Raw genomic sequence first — 19,419 nt, 5'->3', positions numbered from 1 at the left:
CAACTCATGCCTCCAACGCACTTGTCAAATACATTGAAACCGAACATATATGAACGCTGAGTGATATTACTAGGTAATACTTGGTGATGATATTGTAAACAAATAATAATAGCTATTTTTCAGACAGTTATTCGATTCGCAAATTCAATTATTTATAATGAATCGCGCAGGAGTATTAAAGTGATACTAAATCATAATTTAGACTGGAGTATTGTTGGCTCTATACCAACTGGCCCTGGAACATTTGTAAGAGATGCCTTTCAATTACAATATGGCCAACCCACTAGAGAACTCCTTCCAGCTGGGACATCGATATATAAATTTAATGGTTATCCAACTTTAGGGCGAGGTGAAATTACAGACGAGACCACACTCTCACCATGGTGGTCACCAACCGACCCTTTCCAACATGATGCAGGACTAGAACAAAAGAAAAAAATTGCGCAGCGTAATGGCGTATCTCTTAGAGAATGGGGACGTTTGACCTCAGTTATCAAAGAGAACTGGAGTTCATTGGATTACTTATTGGAGATGAGACTAAAATCTCCGGTTTATGCTTGGTTTGGCGGTTTTAAAGGGATGGACCGGATTGATACAGGCTCACAATCCAAAAGAAATACAGCTCTTGAAATGAGAGGTAATTCGCAAGGCTTACCTGGCGGAGCGACTCAATTCTATATTCCCAACTTAACCGTAGGCCATTTTATGTCTCACAAGTTTAGTAAGATGTGAGCCTGTTTAACGAATACAACTTCACTTTTGATTACTAACCAGTACCGGCCTAGCTCTTAGTACCGTTTATAGTAGTGGTTGACAATTCAAAGGAATACTTGAAGTTGGTTAGTGCTTATACCTAAAGGTATTGCTGTCATCAACAATCTCAATTTTGACAGGCACTGTACCTTGTTTAACGTTGCCGATTTTTGCAAATGCCTTATGCGAGAGGTCAATCACTCGGCCTTTTACGTAAGGGCCTCGATCGTTAATTTTAACTTCGACAGACTTATTATTGGCAGTGTTAGTCACTCTCACGATCGTCCCAAAGGGCAAGGTTTTATGAGCCGCTGTGTAGGCATTCATGTTGTATGTCTCACCACTTGCTGTGAGTTTTCCATGGAATTTATCGCCATACCAAGAAGCTTTACCCACAAGAGCATGTGACTTGGCATAGTCCTTTGTTTTAGAACTGCCGACAGCCGACGTTGAGGTGCATCCAGCTAATATCATAAGAATAAGAGCGGTAAAGATGATATGTCGTTTTTTCATGTGATTTGGGAACGCTAATCTCTGCATGTTTCTCTATTTTCGTTGTTGTTGGTTAGTAATATTGTGCTGAGTATAGTCACAGCTCAGTCAAGGCTACCATTCGGTATGAGCCCGCAATATTTCCATAAACTACGCTTTCTTCCGTCATTTTCATGAAAGGTTTTATCTTCAAAACGTCAACTTTAGCAACGCCTTAAATCTGTACCTTTCTTAATCACTTCATATAGATAAGTCACTCAACCAAACATCCAAACACAAAAAAGGATTGGTATTTCTACCAATCCTCTTTAGGGGGTGTTTCGGTTCTTCTACCTTATGGAAGGTAGTAACGCGATTACTCGTAGTCAGTCGCGTACGTGTCTTCGTATGTGTGCGAGTAGAATTCGAACAGGTTGCCAAACGGGTCTTCTAGGTAAACCATTTGTGCTTGTTTTAGTTCGTCTTCTGGGTGGTAACGCATGATGTCCATACGAACCTTACCGCCAAACTCTTCAACACGCTTAATCGCTGAATGAAACTGCTCTTTTGGAAGCTGTAGACAGAAGTGGAAGATGCCTAGACGAGAGAAGTCTACTTCGTGACGCTCTTGACGATCTTTCATTTCGAACAGCTCAACACCGATACCATCAGATGTTACTAGGTGTGCAATGTTGAAGCCTTTGAAGCCTTCACCAAATACTGCGATACACATACGGCCGATTGCTGATTCGCGTTCTTCCATAACCTTAGTGTTGTTCATTAGGATTCTTAGACCCAGAGCCTTAGTGTAAAACTCTACTGCTTTGTCCATGTCGCCTACCATGATGCCTACGTGATTCATTTTCATAACTTGCTCCAAATTCGTTTTTAATTCTGTGCGTTTCGAAGACTGGCTTCGATGTTTCGTTTCGATGGAGAGAGTATATGGAGATGTAACGATTAACTGAAATTATTATAAATTATATTAATGATAATTTTTTGTTATTTACAGATTTAGCATCAAATCCCAGCTCGCTTAAAGAAGCCACGCCTGCCCTTGCCTACTTGCCTACTTAGATACATAGATACATAGATACATAGAGGCTTACGTGAATAGAGATAAGCCGAAATAGAGAACAGCCTAAAGAGCATAGCTACCCAAATAGAACGTAGCCCTAGTTTGATAACTTTTATCGATAGTTTTTGTCGATAGCGATCTTCTTACGAAGATAGGATTTGCCTATTGAATCTATAGAAATGTCCGATTTCACTAATTTTCGGTGCGAATGCAATATAGCTCCATCGACGCGGGATAGCGTTAAACACTACAAATTAGAAAGAGAGTCGAATCATGATCAACACAGAAATCAAACCATTCAACGCAACAGCATTCAAAAACGGCGAATTCGTAGAAATCACTGAGCAAGACGTTAAAGGCAAGTGGGCTGTATTCTTCTTCTACCCAGCAGACTTCACGTTTGTATGTCCAACTGAGCTAGTTGACCTACAAGACAAATACGCAGAGCTTCAATCTCGCGGCGTAGAAGTTTTCTCAGTATCAACTGACACGCACTTCTCTCACAAAGCATGGCACGATACTTCTGACAAAATCGGCACTATCGAATACTTCATGGTAGGCGACCAAACAGGCAACATCACCAACAACTTCAACGTTATGCGTGAAGGTCAGGGCCTTGCAGACCGTGCAACTTTCCTAATCGACCCTGAAGGCGTTATCCAAGCAATGGAAATCACAGCTGAAGGCATCGGCCGTGACGCTGAAGACCTACTACGCAAGGTTAAAGCAGCACAATACGTAGCCGCTCACCCAGGTGAAGTATGCCCAGCTAAATGGAAAGAAGGCGAAGAGACTCTAGCACCATCTCTAGACCTAGTAGGCAAGATTTAATCTAAGCCTAGCTAAACAAGAATAGCCAAGAAAGAACGAGTAAAACAGAACAGTTAAACGGTTCTACAGGCGCGCTTCGGCCCCCCTCCTAAAGGGCAGTCGCGCGCCACCCTTTCAAAACATCAACACCACAATATTTGCCGACTTGCGCCCCCTTTTTATTTCCCTTTTTCAGCAAGAAGGTATTGGTCAATACCAAGACACCGAATTTAAGAGCAGGCACGATTATGTTAGATCAAGCAATGAAGCAGCAGCTAAAAGCATACCTAGAAAACCTAAAAACCAATGTTCAGTTAGTGCTGAGCCTTGATAGCAGCGACACCGCAAACAAACTTCAAGATCTGGCGAATGACATCGCATCTTTAACCGACAAAATTGAAGTAACTCGTGATGATAGCGCAAGCACGCGCAGCCCAATCATGCAGGTAGTGAACCAAGAGAAAGGCACAGCGATCGGTTTTGCCGGTTTGCCAATGGGTCACGAATTTACGTCACTGGTTCTAGCACTGCTTCATAGCGGTGGTCACCCTATCAAGCTTGAAGCGGACGTAATCGAGCAAATTAAAGAACTCGATCAAGAGCTTAATGTAGAGATTTTTATCTCGCTCTCATGCCAAAACTGTCCAGAAGTGGTTCAAGCCTTCAACATGATGTCGGCGATTAACCCTCTAGTTAAGACAACGATGATTGATGGCGCAGCATTCCAAGACGAAGTGAAGTCTCGCGACATCATGGCAGTACCAAGCGTGTTTATTAACGGTGAGCTATTTGGTCAAGGCCGTATGTCACTGGCTGAAATCCTTAACAAAGTCGATTCAGGCGCAGCAGAAAAGAAAGCAGCAAACCTAAACCAACAAGCACCGTTTGATGTATTGGTTGTCGGTGGTGGCCCTGCGGGTTCTTCAGCCGCTATCTATGCGGCACGTAAAGGCATTCGTACCGGTGTGGTTGCTGACCGATTCGGTGGTCAAGTGATGGATACGATGGCGATTGAGAACTTTATCTCAGTGAAAGCGACAACTGGCCCTAAGTTAGTGGCCAGCCTTGAAGAGCACGTAAAAGAGTACGGTGTTGAAGTGATGACTGAGCAGCGCGCTGCAAACATCATTGCGGCAGAAAACACTGAAGACGGTTACATCCACGTAGAGCTAGAGAGCGGCGCAACACTACGAGCTCGCACGGTTATCACAAGTACCGGTGCTCGCTGGCGTGAAATGAACGTTCCGGGTGAGCAAGAGTACCGCAATAAAGGTGTAGCTTACTGCCCACACTGTGACGGTCCTTTATTCAAAGGTAAGAAAACAGCGGTTATCGGTGGTGGTAACTCAGGCATCGAAGCGGCAATTGATTTAGCGGGTATCGTTGAACACGTAACCGTACTTGAATTTGCAGACACACTGCGTGCCGACCAAGTGCTTATCGACAAAGCGAACGCAACACCAAACATCGAAATCATCAAGATGGCGCAAACAACGCAAGTGATTGGTGATGGCAACCGCGTAACCGGTCTGGAATACAAAGACCGCAACACCGATGAACTTAAACAGATTGAACTAGCAGGTATCTTTGTTCAAATCGGCCTGATGCCAAACAGCGAATGGTTGAAGGGTTCGAAGGTAGAGCTTTCACCACGCGGTGAAATTGAAATTAACGCTCATGGCGCAACATCAATGAAAGGTGTATTCGCAGCGGGTGACGTAACAACCGTACCTTACAAACAGATCATCATTGCAATGGGTGAAGGTGCAAAAGCAAGCTTAGGTGCATTTGACCACCTAATCCGTAACTCAGCTCCAGTTAAAGAGGCTGAAACGGCTTAAGCTTCAAACTTAAAAGCTTCTAGGCTTAAAAGCTTTTAGCTCAAGTTCCTTAAATATTTGTTAACTTATTTCTTTACTGTTAACGACTTAGTCGACATTTAGACACCACTCCTATGGATTTAGGAGTGGTTTTTTCTTTGTGATTTATGCCGGTTGATAAAGCATAAAGGCAACCACCATCGCTAAGCTTCCACCCAAGCAACGGTTCACAAACATCATCTGTTTTGGTGATTGCAGTAATTTTTTCAGCATGGTGCCGCAATACGCCCACACCAACATGCACGGCACACCGGTAATAACCATACCCGCGATAATAGTCACTACTTGGATCAAGTAATCTGCATTCGGGGTGATGAACTGCGAAAACACGGTTAATGAAGCAATCCAACCTTTAGGGTTCAACACCTGCACTAACACGCCTGACATAAAGCCCGAGCGATTATCAGTCGTGCTTTCTTCGATTTGCATGTTCGCAATCGACCACGCCATAAACAGCAAGTAAGCCGCACCCGCGTATTTCAAAATGTTATAAAGATCTGGGTAAAGGGTAAATAGACTCACCAATCCGACACTGGATCCTGCCAGTACGATGATGATGCCAACAGCGTTCCCAGAGATAAAAGGTAAAGTCGCAGCAAATCCATAACGACTTGAAATCCCAAGTAATGCGATATTGCCTGCCCCAGGTGTAATTGCAATTGATGTTGAAAATAGCAAGAACGCCAGCATTAATTGAGAGCTCATTTCCTCTCACTCCTAATAAGTAAAGTATTTATACGGAGAGAGTTTACAGATTCGACTAGGAATTAAATTGCTATATAGGCTAATATTAATGCAAATTTGAGCAAGACTTTCCCAAAAACACCATGAAACAGAAAGAATCCACCAAAGAAGTGTTAGATGACACAGATATCGCCATCTTAGAACATATCCAACAAGACGGACGCATGAGCAACAGCAAGCTCGCAGAGAAAGTGAACCTCAGCGAAACCCCATGTTGGCGCCGTTGGAAACGCATGGAAGAGACGGGTTATATCGATGGTTACGCCGCGAAGCTAAACCGCAAAAAGCTTGGTTTTCATGTGGCTGGTTTTACTCTTGTGACCTTAGGTAACCATGAAGTAGAAAACACAGAACCGTTTGAAGAGTTTGTCGAAGTAACCGATTGGATTCCTATGTGTCACTGTATTGCAGGCGGCGCCGACTATATGATTCAAGTGCTAGCGAAAGATTTAGAAGAGTACTTTGAGCGTATTAGCTCGATCAGACGAGTAAAAGGTGTAAGTGCGATTCAGTCGAATATCTCGGTTAAAGAGTTGAAAAACAGCTATAAGTTGCCTCTTGGGGATTAGCTTGCGCTACCATCTACTCAGAACTCTATTAACTCGGGCTTATTTTTACTCAAAGAAAAGATTGATAGACCAAACAAAAAATGCCCAGTCAACGGTTTGTTAACCGGGCACTTAGTTTTTACAAGTGCGTATTAGTTACCCACACCACCTGTTTTTTCAGCTGGTAAATCTGGTGTCACTGGGGGCCACTCTTGGAAGGTTGCTAGATGTTGTTGTACAGCAGCTTGAGCAGGACCAAATGCCCACATTTTTTGCCCCATCCACTTCAAGTACATGCCCGACTCTTCCGCCGCTCTCTCGTATGGATCACGACGTAAGTTAAACAGTAATGGTGCATTTAGCTCCTCTTTCGGACCACTCCAGCCATGATTTTGGACCACAAAGTGCGCCTTCCAATCACCAACACGAACCGCTTGCAGCTTGTCTCGTTCGTAGTAGTAGATCTCTTTACGGTTTGACTCACCTTTCTCAGTCAGCATATCCACTTGGTTGTAACCATCAAGGTGCGCTTTAAAGCCATCGTGACCTTTCAGCAGTTTTTCTTTTAGATCCGTTGGACCACCAGCCGCAGCGACAAGAGTGGGTAACCAATCCATACCATCAAAGATGCCATTGCCTACAGTACCCGCTGGGATTTTACCCGGCCAGCTAACCAGTGCAGGGGCTCTTACGCCACCTTCCCAAGTTGTGCCTTTCTCACCGTGATAAGGTGTCATACCGCCATCTGGCCAAGTCATGATCTCAGGACCATTATCCGCAGTGAAAATGATGATGGTGTTATCGGCAATACCGAGTTCTTCCATTTTGGCCATCATTTCACCAACATGGTCATCAAGATCTTTCATGACCACTTCTTGAAGTCCCCAACCGTTTTGGCCAAGCATAGCTTCGTATTCAGGTGACAGGTGCGTCCAAACGTGACCACGTGATGGACAGTACCAAGTGAAGAATGGCTTATCCGCTTCAACCGCCCTTTCGATGAAGTTGATCGCATGTTTATTTACTTCATCGTCGAGTGTACGCATACGCTCGATCGACAATGCACCATCGTCTTCAATCGTTTGACCACCTTTACCGTCTGATCTTGCATAAATAACATTACGAGGTGCAAACGCATCCAAAGATCCATCTTTTGGCCAATCTGGATCTTCTGTGTATTCCATTGCATTCAAGTGATACAACCAACCCCAATACTCATCAAAACCGTGCATTGTCGGTAAGAATTCATCTCTATCACCAAGGTGGTTTTTGCCAAACTGCCCCGTGACATAACCCATGGTTTTAAGGATTTCCGGAAGCGTTGGCGTGTCGGCACTTAAACCAACTGGGCCACCCGGTAACCCAACTGAGTGCATGCCTGTTCGAACAGGGAGTTGACCCGTTAAGAATGCAGAACGACCCGCCGTACAAGAAGGTTGAGCATAATAATCCGTCAGTAGCATGCCCTTTTCAGCAATACTGTCAATGTTCGGTGTTTCACTACTCATCACACCATTGTGATAAGTACTCAGGTTTGATATTCCAATATCATCCGTGAAGATAACAAAAATATTCGGTTGCTCTTGTGCTGACCATGCTGATAGCGAAAAGCTACTCAACACACTCATCACAACAAGGTGGAAAATCCTTTTCATAGAATGTCCTTATACTGTTTCAGATTGCTCTTTGTGAACCATTTTTATTCCTACCAAACCAAAGCCAAGCTCCAATAGTAGATAGACGACAAGTAGCCAGTGAGGCATGCCATCTATCAACAAGCTAATGACTCGGCCGGCAGCCAAACCCAACATGAAGACCACCAAACTGTAGAGTGCTGGCAGTCGGTATTTCTTTAGTAACGCCCCTACTATCCAAAACAGAGCCAACGCTAAGTACAACCCCATCACAGCACGAAAGATATGAGTGACATTGATAGGGCTAGCATCAATTCCGAAAAGATAATCAAGGGAGACAACGGGGGCATAACCGTACGACAACGCAATCGGTGTTAAACCCAAAACAGCAACGAACAAAAAAATGCTTTGTGGCTTCATATCCTTACTCTTTTAATTTGGCTCTTTTCAAAAAACATAGTCTACAATCAGCAATATACAAGTTGCATATGTGAAAAATGGATAGTTAAAACACACATTCACATTCGTGCTATTTCACATCGAAGATAAGGATATCAATATGGCTAAATGGCATTACCTACTCGCATCAGCGTTGGCTGTTAGTTCAACCGTAAATGCACAAGAAGCAAGTTCACAATCGGACACGAAAAAGTGGCAACACAGCATAGAAATTTATGCGCTTGCTTTAAATATCCGTGGTAATACAACAATTGGTGATATTTCTAGCGATGTTGATGTCGACCCTGCATTCATCATGGGTCATTTGGATATGGGAGCGATGCTTCGACTAGAGGGGATCTATAACAATCAGTGGGGTTATTACGTTGACTACAGCTACATGAAACTGAGCGGAAAGTCAGATTCAATCATCGGCAACACAGGTATTCTTAATGGCAAGCTTGAGATCAGACAAGGCGTTTTAGAAGCAAAAGGCTTTAAACGCTACCAATACGACATTGGTGCCATTGATTATATGGTTGGATTACGCTGGTGGGATAACGATATTGATTCCAAACTCTATACAAACAGCGGGACAACCCTGAATTCAAGATCTTTAGAAGAAGATTGGATTGATTATCTGATAGGCGTTCGTTGGACCAAGGAACTCAACAAAAATTGGACTGTGCACACGAGCTTAGATATGGGCCTTGGAAGCGATACCGACTTTACCTCATCTCTGTTAACCGGCGCTCGCTATCAAATTAACGACTGGTCGGATTTAAATCTGGCGTATAAATCCACTTGGGTTGATTACGAAAACAAAGGTACCTTTGAATACGATACCGCATCGCAAGGGTTCCTGATTGGTTGGGCTGCTCACTTTTAATCCGATTATCGTAACGTGTTAGAACCCTCGGCCAATCCAATGCCAACCCAACATTGGTCATTTGGATTTAATTTCAATTAAAACGTAAGCCTCGAATGATTCTTATTTCTGGTGATGACCTCCGTCGCCAGAGGTTTTTCTGCGTGAAACATGCACCGCCCTCCCTCATAGAAAACCCATTAAATCATAGACTAACTCTCGCACACCGCGCATTTGATCCATCTAAAAAATTGTAATTTTAGGTCATGGAAATACAGGCTTATGTTTTGAGATATTTAATCTTCATTTAATCTTACCACTGCCCATTCGAACAGTGTTTTTTATTTTGAAAATGCCGCTAAAATCCTCTCCCGAAATTTACAAACCAGAGTAAAAACAATGAAAAAATTAGTCTTAGCGGCTCTTACGATTGCCTCAGTTACGGGGATCGCATCAACTTCAGCTTTCGCATCAAACGAAATGTACACATTAGGTGGTGTAGGTATGGATAGCGGTGACGTTGGCGCTCAATTCACGTTAGGTAGCCAGATCGTTCAAAGCAATTGGTATATTGAATCGACGTTACTTGTTATCAGCACTGACGATAAGTCTACTAGCTATAATGGTGACAAGGTGCTTCAAACAGAGCAAGAGTTCGATTCTTTAATGCTCTCATTAACACCTATGTATAAGCACAGCTTCAGCGAAAACTTCGCTGTTTATGGTAAGGCGGGCGCGTTTTACGCACACTCAGATACCAAATTGGTGTTCCGATCTAGCGATAATAATGAAGTCCACAAAGGGTCCCATGGTGATTTTGGCTTAACTTACGGCATCGGCGCAGAATACAAGTCACTAAAACCAGTTTTCGGCCACTCCAAGTTTGTGACTCGAGCTGGATTTGATTGGTATGAGTTCGGCGGAAGTACTGGTTGGTATACCGCTGAGTCGGTACTGAGTATCCAAGCAGGCTTTACCTTTTAATTGAGTCGATAAAAAAGTAAGCCTCTTGTTGTGTGGGGCTTACTTTGTACATTTTTTGATTCAGACTACACACTCTTTCTTCATGATAGCAAGTCCTGTTTCCAAGGTATGTGCCCAAGCTTGTTCGACATTTTCATCATAAAGTGGATCGTATTTTTTAACCGTATTGAGCAAGGAATTAAACCACTCGTTGAGCTCTTGCTCAGAAATATCCATGCCTAAATCTTTATGTCGCTTCCCAAGCTTTCTCACCGAGTTTCGTACGCTCGGCAGACCTGCAGAGTTATAGATAAGGATGATTGAAGCTTTAAGCATCTTGGTTTGTTGCTCTAACCCTATGTTTTCAAATCGCTCTGAAAACCTAGGGTTGTGTTCGCAGAAGTCCGCCAAAAATGTTTCTAGAAATTCTTCATCGATCCTGCAACGCTCAAAGCTTTCATAAAACAGTTCATTAGGTGTCATTTTGTTGGTTCTTCGCATTCGCCAACGATCCTTAACAGTCCATGTCATCTAAGTATAAGCCATTATGGTATAAGTATACGCCACTATGGCATAAAGTGAGTTGCACAGATCTTGTTTCCATCAGGATCTCGCAAATAAGCCATGTACAAGCGACGCTCGTCAGAACCTCTCGCTCCGGGGCCATTTTCAATACTGGTACCGCCATTTTCGACGCCAACACGATGCCACTCATCTACAACTTCTGGGGAGGATGCAAGAAAACCCACCGTCATACCGTTGCCGTGAGTCGCAGGCTGACCATCAATCGGCTTCGTTAAACCCAACACACCCGTTTGGCTAACGTAAACACAGCGCCCTTTGGGATCAACAGAACCTTCGCTATAACCAAGCACTTTCATGATTGGGTCATAAAAAGCCTTCGCGCGTTCAATATCTTTGGTACCGAGAAAAACATGGCTGAACATAACTAACCTCTTCTTTTATTGAAAGAACCACATAAACTAGACCTATAATTCGTGATTGTCTAGGCACGCTATTCGGCCACAACTGTTGCTTAACCCATTGAGTAAAAGCTAAAACTTAGCCCGTTGCTCCATGTCTTTCAGGAACTCAGTTAGTCTAATCAACAATGCGTTGTGCGCCCTGTCCTTGGTCATGCAGAATATCTTCAGGGTTCAACAATTGGCATTTCTGCATACTCAAACACCCGCAACCAATACAACCAGTTAGGTTTTCTTGTAGCGATTTAATCTGCGCCATCTTGCTGTCCAGTTGCCCCTGCCATTTCTTCGCAACGCGTTCCCAATCTCGCTTAGTCGCGGTATGGTTCATTGGCAGTGTTGATAACTCTTCGGTGATCTCTTCGAGCGTGAAGCCTATCGACTGCGCGACTTGTATCAACGCAATTCGTCTCAACATCGCCGACTGATACCGGCGTTGATTTCCGTTAGTACGAATCGAAGCAATCAACCCTTTGGTTTCATAAAAGCGCAGCGCTGAAGGTGCCACACCACTTCGCTCCGCCAATTGGCCTATGGTGAGATATACGATGTTTCTCATTGTTACACTATCCTTGAGATCATAAATATTTAAAGCTTACTTTAACTTTAGAATAACGACCTATTGTTACCTTAACCAGTTAATGTCCTTAAACTTTGACAACGGGCGCAATGAAAAGAAACCACGCAAATTGCTGCTTTGTTTTATTGTCGTGTTCTCGCTCTCTAAATCTGACTCATGATCGATTTCAAGTTCTCGGCCATCTCGGCATTGATGATCTCACCCGTTTCTACATTAAAGTTGTCGTAGAAACTTGGCACCGACATCGACCCCTTCACATCAGCATCAAAGTAAGGTGCAGAATGTACCGCAGACGACAACACAGAGCTTGCGCCACCTGGGCCTGGTGATGTGGAGAGCATCACAACAGGTTTGCCTTGATACACTTTCATGTCGATTCGTGATGTCCAATCAAACACATTCTTAAAGGCTGCGGTGTATGAGCCGTTGTACTCTGCAAAAGAGATGACCACAGCATCAGCTTCGCCAATCTTGCTAAAAAAGCGCTGCGCGTGTTGATGAACGCCGAACTCTTTTTCTCTATCTTCACTATAAATAGGCATCTCGAAATCATTAAGATCGAGCACCTCTACTTGTGCGCCCTCAACTAAGCTTGCGGTGTACGCTGCCAATTGTTGGTTAATCGATGCTTTACTGTTGGTCGCGCCAATCGCTAATACTTTCATTGTTGATCCTTGTTCATTTTTCTCACCTTTATGCACTAGGTGACAAGGTGATAGATTGTGTTTTTAGATTGGGGACGATGATAAAACCTCAAGTTAACTTGAGGTAAAGCGATATTTTCAAAAAAGAGGAAATAATTTAAAAATACTTATAAAGCAGTTAATTACGAAAGGTTAAACATAGATTGGCATTACACAGACAAAAATAAGCACACCCAAAATACAGTGAGTGTGCTTTATCGAAATACTATTTACTTAAATTGGTTTAATGGACTGACACCAGAGTAAGCGACTCCGGATAGCTCGGCCATTTCGCGATTCCATGTTGCTAGATCGTGAGGGTTAAACTGATTCAAATGGTCATAACCGCACGCTCTCGCCATCACTTGCATCAATTCAGTCGAGGCTTCGAAGAAGTTCTTCAATTGATTCGATGCCTTCTCGACATTCAAGCGTTGGCGTAAATCGGCTTTTTGAGTCGCGATGCCCGCCGGGCAATTATTGGTATTACACATTCGGGCAGCAACACACCCAATAGATTGCATGGCACTGTTCGAGATAGCGACACCATCTGCACCAAGCGCCATCGCTTTTACGAAGTCCATCGGAACACGAAGCCCACCAGTAATGATTAAGGTGACTCTGTCACTTACGCCTTGTTTATCTAGATAGGCTCTGGCACGAGCAAGCGCTGGAATGGTTGGCACACTAATATGGTCACGGAACATTTCTGGCGCCGCCCCAGTACCACCGCCTCGACCATCCAAGATGATGTAATCGGCACTGGCATCAAGTGCGAACTGAATATCCTCTTCAATATGATTGGCACTCAACTTGAAGCCAATTGGGATCCCGCCCGTCACTTCTCGAACTCGGTCGGCGAAATTTTTGAAATCCTCGACGGTTTTTAAATCAACAAAGGTGGGTGGGGAAATCGCGGCAGTACCTGCTTCAATGCCGCGCACCTCAGCTATCTTGCCAATGTTCTTCGCCCCAGGTAAGTGACCACCTGTTCCGGTTTTAGCCCCCTGCCCACCTTTAAAATGAAAGGCCTGGACATTTTTGAGCTTAGATTCATCGTAACCAAATTGTGCGCTGGCTAGTTCGTAAAAGTAACGTGAGTTCGCCGCTTGCTCTTCGGGTAACATTCCGCCCTCACCCGAGCAGATCCCCGTTCCCGCAAGTTCCGCGCCTGTCGCTAAAGAGATTTTCGCTTCTTCAGACAAAGACCCAAAACTCATATCAGAAACAAATAAGGATATGTTCAACTTGAGTGGCTTTTTCGCTTTTGGCCCAATAATAAGCTCAGTACCGACGGGCACATGTTCCAATAACGGTTTGGTCGCCATTTGTGCAACCATCACTTGAATATCATCCCAGTGAGGCAATAGATATCTTGGAACGCCCATTGAAGTCATTGGCCCGTGATGCCCCACTTTGGATAAGCCATCTCGTGCTAATTGATGAATGAACTCAACCGTGGGCTCCTCTTTGGTTGCAGAAGCCGCAGGTGAGAGATCGGGCGTTGCCGCTTGGATGTGAACATCGGGGCCTTCTTGGCCCACTTGCTCAGCCGTAAACTGTTTATGGGTGCCATCACAGAAAGGGAGATTGTTCGAATACTTACAGCGGCACAGGTAAGCGTCGCCGGTTTCCTCGGCCACGAAACTCTTCGGTTTGAAGCCCGTTCCTGCATGAGAACCATCACAAAACGGTTGGTTTTTCGATTTTCCACAGGTACAGAAGTAATACTCCTCCCCTTCTGTTAGCTCCACTTTGACTGGCTTGGTATCCGCTATCACTGGATTCTTCATAGTTCGCTCACCTTTTCTTTCTTATGATTTGATGACTGAAGCGATGACTTGCTCACAAGAGTAAAGTAAAGGTGAGATACGCGGCTAATTCAATAAATAAGCCAGAGAAAACAAGCTGAATAGACAGTCTAAAAACAGAAATCTTACTGATTCAACACAAACAAAAATGGCCACCAAATCGGCAGCCATTGTGTTTTAAATCTGAGTCTAAGCTAAACGTGAAAGGTTAATCGAATAACTCGATGACCAGCTTGTTGTCTTTAATCACTAGATTAGGTTCCGATGACTTGATCAATGACTCTTGAACCTTGTTGCTGTCCAGTTTATAAACTGGCGACTGAGACAACGCAAAACCAATCATAGAAACGGCAGGCTTAAGTAGTTTGGCGACCTCAGGAGAAAGCTGTTTGTCTTTTTCTTCAAAGCGCTCTAAACGCAGTGATTTCAAATAAATCTCGCCGCTCTCTTTGTCATATTCAGGAATCGCACTGAACTCGATATCAAGATCCAACCTCATATTCGGCACGTTAAACACCTGAACTTGTGCATTGGTATTCGCCAGAACAGACACGCGCTCGGCATCAGCTCGGCCAATTTGCACCGCTAAGTCATCGACAGCGACTTGCGCATACATAACGTTTTGTACACCCACTTCTTGCTCTAACATCACCGAATCTTGCAGGTAGTTCGTCATTTCTTGCTCAGTCACGCTATAGCTCACACAAGCGCCTAGCATCAGTGCAGAAGCTGCTAAAATGAACTTTTTTGCTACGTTAATTATCATCAATATCAGCTCTTTATCGTTAGTGATTAGCGCGGGGTTTACCTTGTAATGGTACTGTAAAATAGTCGTCACAATTACAGTGTCGGATAACTGAGTAAAATGATCCACCTAGTTGGTGATTGCGTACAATTTAAAATTAGCAAAAATAGTTAGGGAAACAATGACTGCATTAACGATATTTTACGATGGCACCTGTCCACTTTGTGCAAAAGAGATGGCGGCACTGGCTAAATCTGATACCAAAAATCAGATTCAAACCATCGATATCTACAGTGAGGCGTTTACAGATTACCCGCAGATAGATGCAGAGGCAGCCAACACGATTTTGCATGCACTGGATGAGAATGGAAAACTGCTGCTAGGTTTAGACGTGACCTACCAAGCGTGGCGCTTAGTAGGAAAAGGTTGGCTATATGCTCCATTGCGTTGGGCGATATTTAAGCCAATGGCCGACTGGTGTTATTTACGATTTGCCAAGAACCGATATAAAGTCTCTTTCTGGCTAACTGGAAAGTCACGCTGCGATGGTAACAGCTGCTCAAAATAGTACTTGGCTAAGACATACCACTTGCGACTTTGTAATACACCACACCAAACAGCGCAGCAAAAACTAAAACGGTAACCGCGACTTTTAACCAAATAAACTTCATGTTTTGTCCTTTAAATTCTGTTTACTGTTTCGCGAGCAACGTTACCACAACAAAACATTCGGTTGGGTAATGATTTATAGAACTTTGTAGTGAGTCTTGATAACTAAGTGAGAACCTTTATGTCGGCAAAAGAGAGAAACCTTCCCACTCATCGAATTTCTAGGTTCAGTAAGTTTGCCTCGCTGGCGACAAGGGTCGCAGGTAATGTGATAACGGAAGGCACCAAACAACTCGCACAGGGCAATAGGCCTAAAGCAAAAGACTTAATGCTGACGCCGCAGAACATTGCTCGTCTGACTGACCAACTGGCACACCTGCGCGGTGCAGCGATGAAGCTTGGCCAAATGTTATCAATGGACGCTGGCGATGTTCTCGAACCTGAACTCGCCGACATTCTTTCTCGCCTACGCTCAGACGCCGACCCACTACCGACAAAGCAGCTCAACCAAGTATTAGAAAGCTCACTAGGCATCAACTGGAAAGCCGAATTCCTTTCCTTCAACTTTAAACCTATCGCCAGTGCGTCCATAGGACAAGTTCACCAAGCTTACAGTGATGCGGGAGACAAACTTGCCATCAAAGTCCAATATCCAGGCATTCGAAAAAGCATCGACAGTGATGTCGATAACGTAGGCACATTGCTGAACATCGTTGGGTTGATACCCAAGTCTGTCGATTATAAAGGCTTATTAGAAGAAGCTAAGAAACAGCTCCATGATGAAGCGGATTATGCTCGCGAGGCTGACTACGCGACACGTTACCATAATGCACTGAAAGAACACGCTCACTTCGTCGTGCCTAAGATTCACCCTCAAATGTCTTCAGAATCAGTGCTCGCGATGGACTTCATTGAAGGTGTCTCGATAGAGCAAATAGAAGGTTACGATCAAAGTACTCGAGATTTTGTGATGCACAGCTTGCTCGAACTCATGTTCAGGGAATTGTTCGATTTTAAGATGGTGCAGACCGATCCCAACTTCGCCAACTATCTTTACGTTGAAAACACGCGACAGATTGGGCTGTTAGATTTTGGGGCAACCCGAGAATACAGCGACCGCTTCAGTGATGGATATCGTTTGGCCTTTACTTCTGTTGTTAATAAAGACGAATCAGGGCTCAATCAAGCACTCGAACAGATTGGATTCTTTAGCGAAGTCATACTGCCCGATCAGCGCCAAGCCATTCTTAACTTAGTGACTATGGCGTGTGAGCCCATGCTTGTCGACGAAGATTACAACTTCAAAGCCAGTGGTTTAGCACAAAGGCTTCGTGAAGCAGGAACCATACTCAGCATGGAGCAAGAGTATTGGCACACACCACCAGCCGATGCCCTATTCCTCCACCGAAAGATCGGAGGCATGTACCTGCTGGCATCTCGTCTTGGAGCCAAGGTAAACATCAGACGCTTGGTGGAACCCTATTTGCTAAGCAACAATTGACACTTAAGCGATAGCTGATACTTAAGCGATTCTGGTCTTTAAAGTGATCATTTCAAGTCGCTGAACAGTAATAACAGTTACGCTAACTAAAATGAGTCGGACTTATGAAACATTCACTGCTGTGCTCCACCGCCCTAATCGCGAGCCTAACAAGTTCATTCGCTTTTTCAGCAAGCTGCCCTGAGATACTCAACGGCAAACAAAGGCTGTTAAATTCAAACGAAGAAATTGAGCTGTGTGAAGAGTTTCAAGGCAAGACTTTATTGATCGTGAATACGGCAAGCCAATGCGGTTTCACGCCTCAATTCGAACAACTTGAGCAGCTTCACCAAACGTATAAAGATGAAGGCTTCACGGTCGTTGGTTTCCCAAGTAATGATTTTCGCCAAGACAGAGGAAGCGAGGAGCAATCCGCTAAAATCTGCTACCTAGATTATGGCGTCACCTTTCCAATGATGGCGCGCGCTTCACTCTCTGGGCCAGACGCAAACCCAGTCTTTGCCGAAATCCAACAACAAGCCGGTATCAAACCAAAATGGAATTTCTACAAGTTCTTGGTCAGCAAAGAAGGCAAAGTGATAGCAACCTTCCCGAGTTCTACATCGCCAACCAGTAGTACCCTCAAAAATGCTATTGAGCAACAGTTATGAGGTCGGGTTACATGGAGACAACTCAAACACGCAACACCATGGCCAAGCTCGGTTATATGGGTTTAATCCCCTTTTTATTCGGTCTACTATTATCAGTCACCGACAGCCAAGTCTTTAGCTTGAGCGGAGAAACACTCTTCATCACCTACAGCGTGGTTATCTTGAGCTTTTTGTCGGGCATCTTGTGGGGCAATGGGATAGAGAACTTCGAAAGCCAATCCAGCAACAAGGCTCTGATTCTTAGCAATGTTATTGTGTTGGCAGCGTGGCTAGCGGTGCTACTCGGTGAGCAGCAAGAGTTCCTCGCCACTATGATTCTGATCTTAGGCTTCATTGCGGTTTGGCGAGCGGAAAGGTCAATGAGAGAAGAGAATCAAAGTGAAGGCCCCGATGGCTATTTTGATATGCGAACCCGACTGACCTCTAGCGTGGTGTCGATGCACGGTATCGTGATGTTGACCTAGGTGTGTGTACGCCCATATTTAAATCGGCATCAAGAAGTGGGCTCTAGATAGGCACTCTCTTCTTTAATGGCACCAAAACCATCGACAAATACAACTCACAAACCAGTCAATTTCTACTGACGGCTCACCAATAAATTCGCACCAGACAAGGCAAGAAACACAGAACATGCTTTATTGAAACGCTTGGCCATCTGAGGTTTTGAAAACCAATGTCGTAGATATAAGCCAAAGGCTGCATAGATAGAAATTGCGAGCATTTCTAATACAAGAAACGTACTTCCCAAAACAAAGAATTGAGTATTTACGTTCGCAGAAACATCGACAAATTGAGGAAGGAATGCAGTGAAAATGAGTATCGCTTTTGGATTGCCCGCAGCGAGTGCGAACTCTTGTTTAACAAGACCAAACCAGTTCTTATTTCGCTCGATATCCGCGACCGGGCTGGCTTGAGATCGCCATAGGTTAAACGCGATCCACAACAGATACATTGCACCAAATAGTTTGATCAGGAAAAACAGCGTTTCAGAAGTATAAAGCACAACCGCTAAACCAGATGCAGCCAAAGCAATCATGCCGGAAAAAGCGAGGATTCTTCCTAGACCAGCGACAAAGGCGGCCTGAAATCCGTAACAACGGGCGTTGTTCATTGATAACAAATTGTTTGGGCCCGGTGTCATGTTGAGCGCGAAACAAGCGGGGATGAATAGCATTAACTTCCAGATTTCCATTTTTCGTCCTTGTTAAAAACTTCGTAAATATTTAATCAATGAACGAATGCAGAAAGCTCTGTATTTCCGCTTCACATGCCGCCATTTTAATTAATCATTACTCGACAATATAATGCTCTTCGTCTGGTTCAATCAAATTGTCTGCAATACCAATTTCGCCCGCGATGAAAATCGCACTCGCTATCGTTTCTAATGTTTTATTCGGCTCTCGATCCGGTACTTCGCCCACTTCAGGAACGGGCTGCGATCGCGAGATTGAATTACAAACGACACTTTCACAAACGATATTGTTTTGTTCCTGTCGAGAAACCTCAGGCGGCTTGAAACCCGATGAATTGAAGTCGGGAGTATCAACACTCTCGGTTGTAAAATGAGAATCACTGTATGAGGCAGCTGAAAACAGAGAGAGGAGCAGCATCCACTTATTCATATATCTTTCCATAGTTAGCATTCACTAGATTTATAAATACTATCTAAT

The 19,419-nt window shown here is 44.1% G+C and carries 23 protein-coding genes; 10 read left to right on the top strand and 13 right to left on the bottom strand.

All coding sequences use genetic code 11. From position 1 onward, the window contains the following. The first annotated feature begins 180 nt into the window (after positions 1 to 180). Positions 181 to 732, top strand: a complete 552-nt coding sequence (locus ACED25_RS07645; protein ID WP_017096917.1) for a hypothetical protein — start codon at positions 181 to 183, stop codon at positions 730 to 732. A gap of 108 nt (positions 733 to 840) precedes the next feature. Here the strand turns inward: ACED25_RS07645 and ACED25_RS07640 are convergent, their stop codons facing one another. Then, positions 841 to 1,293: a septal ring lytic transglycosylase RlpA family protein gene (locus tag ACED25_RS07640; protein ID WP_371695017.1), complete on the bottom strand. Its 453-nt coding sequence runs from the start codon at positions 1,291 to 1,293 to the stop codon at positions 841 to 843. 307 nt (positions 1,294 to 1,600) lie between these two features. Next, positions 1,601 to 2,092 (bottom strand): VOC family protein, encoded by a 492-nt coding sequence (locus tag ACED25_RS07635; RefSeq protein ID WP_371695016.1) that lies wholly within the window; start codon positions 2,090 to 2,092, stop codon positions 1,601 to 1,603. Between the two features lie 483 nt (positions 2,093 to 2,575). On the opposite strand from ACED25_RS07635, the gene ahpC reads away from it, so the two are divergent. Further along, positions 2,576 to 3,133 (top strand): alkyl hydroperoxide reductase subunit C, encoded by a 558-nt coding sequence (gene ahpC, locus ACED25_RS07630; RefSeq protein ID WP_004736364.1) that lies wholly within the window; start codon positions 2,576 to 2,578, stop codon positions 3,131 to 3,133. A 227-nt stretch (positions 3,134 to 3,360) separates the two neighbouring features. Beyond that, positions 3,361 to 4,953, top strand: a complete 1,593-nt coding sequence (ahpF, locus tag ACED25_RS07625) for an alkyl hydroperoxide reductase subunit F (RefSeq protein ID WP_122046400.1) — start codon at positions 3,361 to 3,363, stop codon at positions 4,951 to 4,953. Between the two features lie 144 nt (positions 4,954 to 5,097). Here the strand turns inward: ahpF and ACED25_RS07620 are convergent, their stop codons facing one another. Next, complete coding sequence (locus tag ACED25_RS07620; protein WP_012604451.1) at positions 5,098 to 5,697, bottom strand: LysE family translocator; 600 nt, start codon at positions 5,695 to 5,697, stop codon at positions 5,098 to 5,100. Positions 5,698 to 5,819: 122 nt separating this feature from the next. Here ACED25_RS07620 and ACED25_RS07615 point away from each other — a divergent pair, with 122 nt between their 5' ends. Continuing rightward, positions 5,820 to 6,305: an Lrp/AsnC family transcriptional regulator gene (locus ACED25_RS07615; protein ID WP_004736367.1), complete on the top strand. Its 486-nt coding sequence runs from the start codon at positions 5,820 to 5,822 to the stop codon at positions 6,303 to 6,305. Between the two features lie 131 nt (positions 6,306 to 6,436). On the opposite strand, the gene ACED25_RS07610 is transcribed toward ACED25_RS07615, so the two are convergent. Next, positions 6,437 to 7,939: an arylsulfatase gene (locus ACED25_RS07610; RefSeq protein ID WP_135384759.1), complete on the bottom strand. Its 1,503-nt coding sequence runs from the start codon at positions 7,937 to 7,939 to the stop codon at positions 6,437 to 6,439. Positions 7,940 to 7,948: 9 nt separating this feature from the next. Further along, positions 7,949 to 8,338 (bottom strand): DUF4345 domain-containing protein, encoded by a 390-nt coding sequence (locus ACED25_RS07605; RefSeq protein ID WP_009847212.1) that lies wholly within the window; start codon positions 8,336 to 8,338, stop codon positions 7,949 to 7,951. A gap of 139 nt (positions 8,339 to 8,477) precedes the next feature. On the opposite strand from ACED25_RS07605, the gene ACED25_RS07600 reads away from it, so the two are divergent. Together ACED25_RS07600 and ACED25_RS07595 are read left to right on the top strand one after the other, a co-directional pair. Continuing rightward, positions 8,478 to 9,245 carry a hypothetical protein gene (locus ACED25_RS07600; RefSeq protein ID WP_009847213.1) on the top strand — a complete coding sequence of 256 codons (768 nt, stop codon included), beginning with the start codon at positions 8,478 to 8,480 and terminating at the stop codon, positions 9,243 to 9,245. 378 nt (positions 9,246 to 9,623) lie between these two features. Then, the gene (locus ACED25_RS07595) at positions 9,624 to 10,208 is read left to right on the top strand and encodes a hypothetical protein (protein ID WP_017098731.1); all 585 of its coding nucleotides are present in this window, start codon (positions 9,624 to 9,626) and stop codon (positions 10,206 to 10,208) included. A gap of 60 nt (positions 10,209 to 10,268) precedes the next feature. Here ACED25_RS07595 and ACED25_RS07590 read toward each other — a convergent pair whose 3' ends face one another. The 6 genes from ACED25_RS07590 to ACED25_RS07565 all read right to left on the bottom strand — a co-directional run bounded on the left by ACED25_RS07590 (position 10,269) and on the right by ACED25_RS07565 (position 15,010). Then, a complete protein-coding gene (locus ACED25_RS07590) occupies positions 10,269 to 10,670 on the bottom strand; it encodes a globin (protein ID WP_102249544.1) in 402 nt (133 codons plus the stop codon). A gap of 83 nt (positions 10,671 to 10,753) precedes the next feature. Continuing rightward, entirely contained in the window at positions 10,754 to 11,134 is a 381-nt protein-coding gene (locus ACED25_RS07585; protein ID WP_009847216.1) for a VOC family protein, read from the bottom strand. A gap of 154 nt (positions 11,135 to 11,288) precedes the next feature. After that, positions 11,289 to 11,729 (bottom strand): redox-sensitive transcriptional activator SoxR, encoded by a 441-nt coding sequence (gene soxR, locus ACED25_RS07580; RefSeq protein WP_009847217.1) that lies wholly within the window; start codon positions 11,727 to 11,729, stop codon positions 11,289 to 11,291. 164 nt (positions 11,730 to 11,893) lie between these two features. Beyond that, a complete protein-coding gene (locus tag ACED25_RS07575; RefSeq protein WP_135381633.1) occupies positions 11,894 to 12,415 on the bottom strand; it encodes an NADPH-dependent FMN reductase in 522 nt (173 codons plus the stop codon). A 248-nt stretch (positions 12,416 to 12,663) separates the two neighbouring features. After that, positions 12,664 to 14,226, bottom strand: coding sequence for a glutamate synthase-related protein (locus ACED25_RS07570; RefSeq protein ID WP_371695015.1), 1,563 nt, complete (start codon positions 14,224 to 14,226; stop codon positions 12,664 to 12,666). A gap of 226 nt (positions 14,227 to 14,452) precedes the next feature. Beyond that, the gene (locus ACED25_RS07565; protein ID WP_371695014.1) at positions 14,453 to 15,010 is read right to left on the bottom strand and encodes a DUF1439 domain-containing protein; all 558 of its coding nucleotides are present in this window, start codon (positions 15,008 to 15,010) and stop codon (positions 14,453 to 14,455) included. A gap of 160 nt (positions 15,011 to 15,170) precedes the next feature. Here ACED25_RS07565 and ACED25_RS07560 point away from each other — a divergent pair, with 160 nt between their 5' ends. The 4 genes from ACED25_RS07560 (at position 15,171) to ACED25_RS07545 (ending at position 18,213) form a co-directional block, all read left to right on the top strand. After that, positions 15,171 to 15,557, top strand: coding sequence for a thiol-disulfide oxidoreductase DCC family protein (locus ACED25_RS07560; protein ID WP_371695013.1), 387 nt, complete (start codon positions 15,171 to 15,173; stop codon positions 15,555 to 15,557). A 222-nt stretch (positions 15,558 to 15,779) separates the two neighbouring features. After that, positions 15,780 to 17,099 carry an ABC1 kinase family protein gene (locus ACED25_RS07555; RefSeq protein WP_371695012.1) on the top strand — a complete coding sequence of 440 codons (1,320 nt, stop codon included), beginning with the start codon at positions 15,780 to 15,782 and terminating at the stop codon, positions 17,097 to 17,099. A 104-nt stretch (positions 17,100 to 17,203) separates the two neighbouring features. Beyond that, a complete protein-coding gene (locus tag ACED25_RS07550) occupies positions 17,204 to 17,749 on the top strand; it encodes a glutathione peroxidase (RefSeq protein WP_050622094.1) in 546 nt (181 codons plus the stop codon). Next, positions 17,746 to 18,213 carry a DUF3429 domain-containing protein gene (locus ACED25_RS07545; protein WP_371695011.1) on the top strand — a complete coding sequence of 156 codons (468 nt, stop codon included), beginning with the start codon at positions 17,746 to 17,748 and terminating at the stop codon, positions 18,211 to 18,213. Before ACED25_RS07550 ends, ACED25_RS07545 begins: the two co-directional genes overlap by 4 nt. Positions 18,214 to 18,326: 113 nt before the next feature. Here ACED25_RS07545 and ACED25_RS07540 read toward each other — a convergent pair whose 3' ends face one another. After that, positions 18,327 to 18,941, bottom strand: a complete 615-nt coding sequence (locus ACED25_RS07540; protein WP_012604468.1) for a LysE family translocator — start codon at positions 18,939 to 18,941, stop codon at positions 18,327 to 18,329. A 97-nt stretch (positions 18,942 to 19,038) separates the two neighbouring features. After that, complete coding sequence (locus tag ACED25_RS07535; RefSeq protein WP_102257805.1) at positions 19,039 to 19,392, bottom strand: hypothetical protein; 354 nt, start codon at positions 19,390 to 19,392, stop codon at positions 19,039 to 19,041. Between the last annotated feature and the right edge of the window lie 27 nt (positions 19,393 to 19,419).

It is taken from the genome of Vibrio sp. 1F263 (assembly GCF_041439035.1).
In the GTDB taxonomy this organism is placed as follows: domain Bacteria; phylum Pseudomonadota; class Gammaproteobacteria; order Enterobacterales; family Vibrionaceae; genus Vibrio; species Vibrio tasmaniensis_A.
This window is presented reverse-complemented; position numbering and strand designations above follow the sequence as displayed.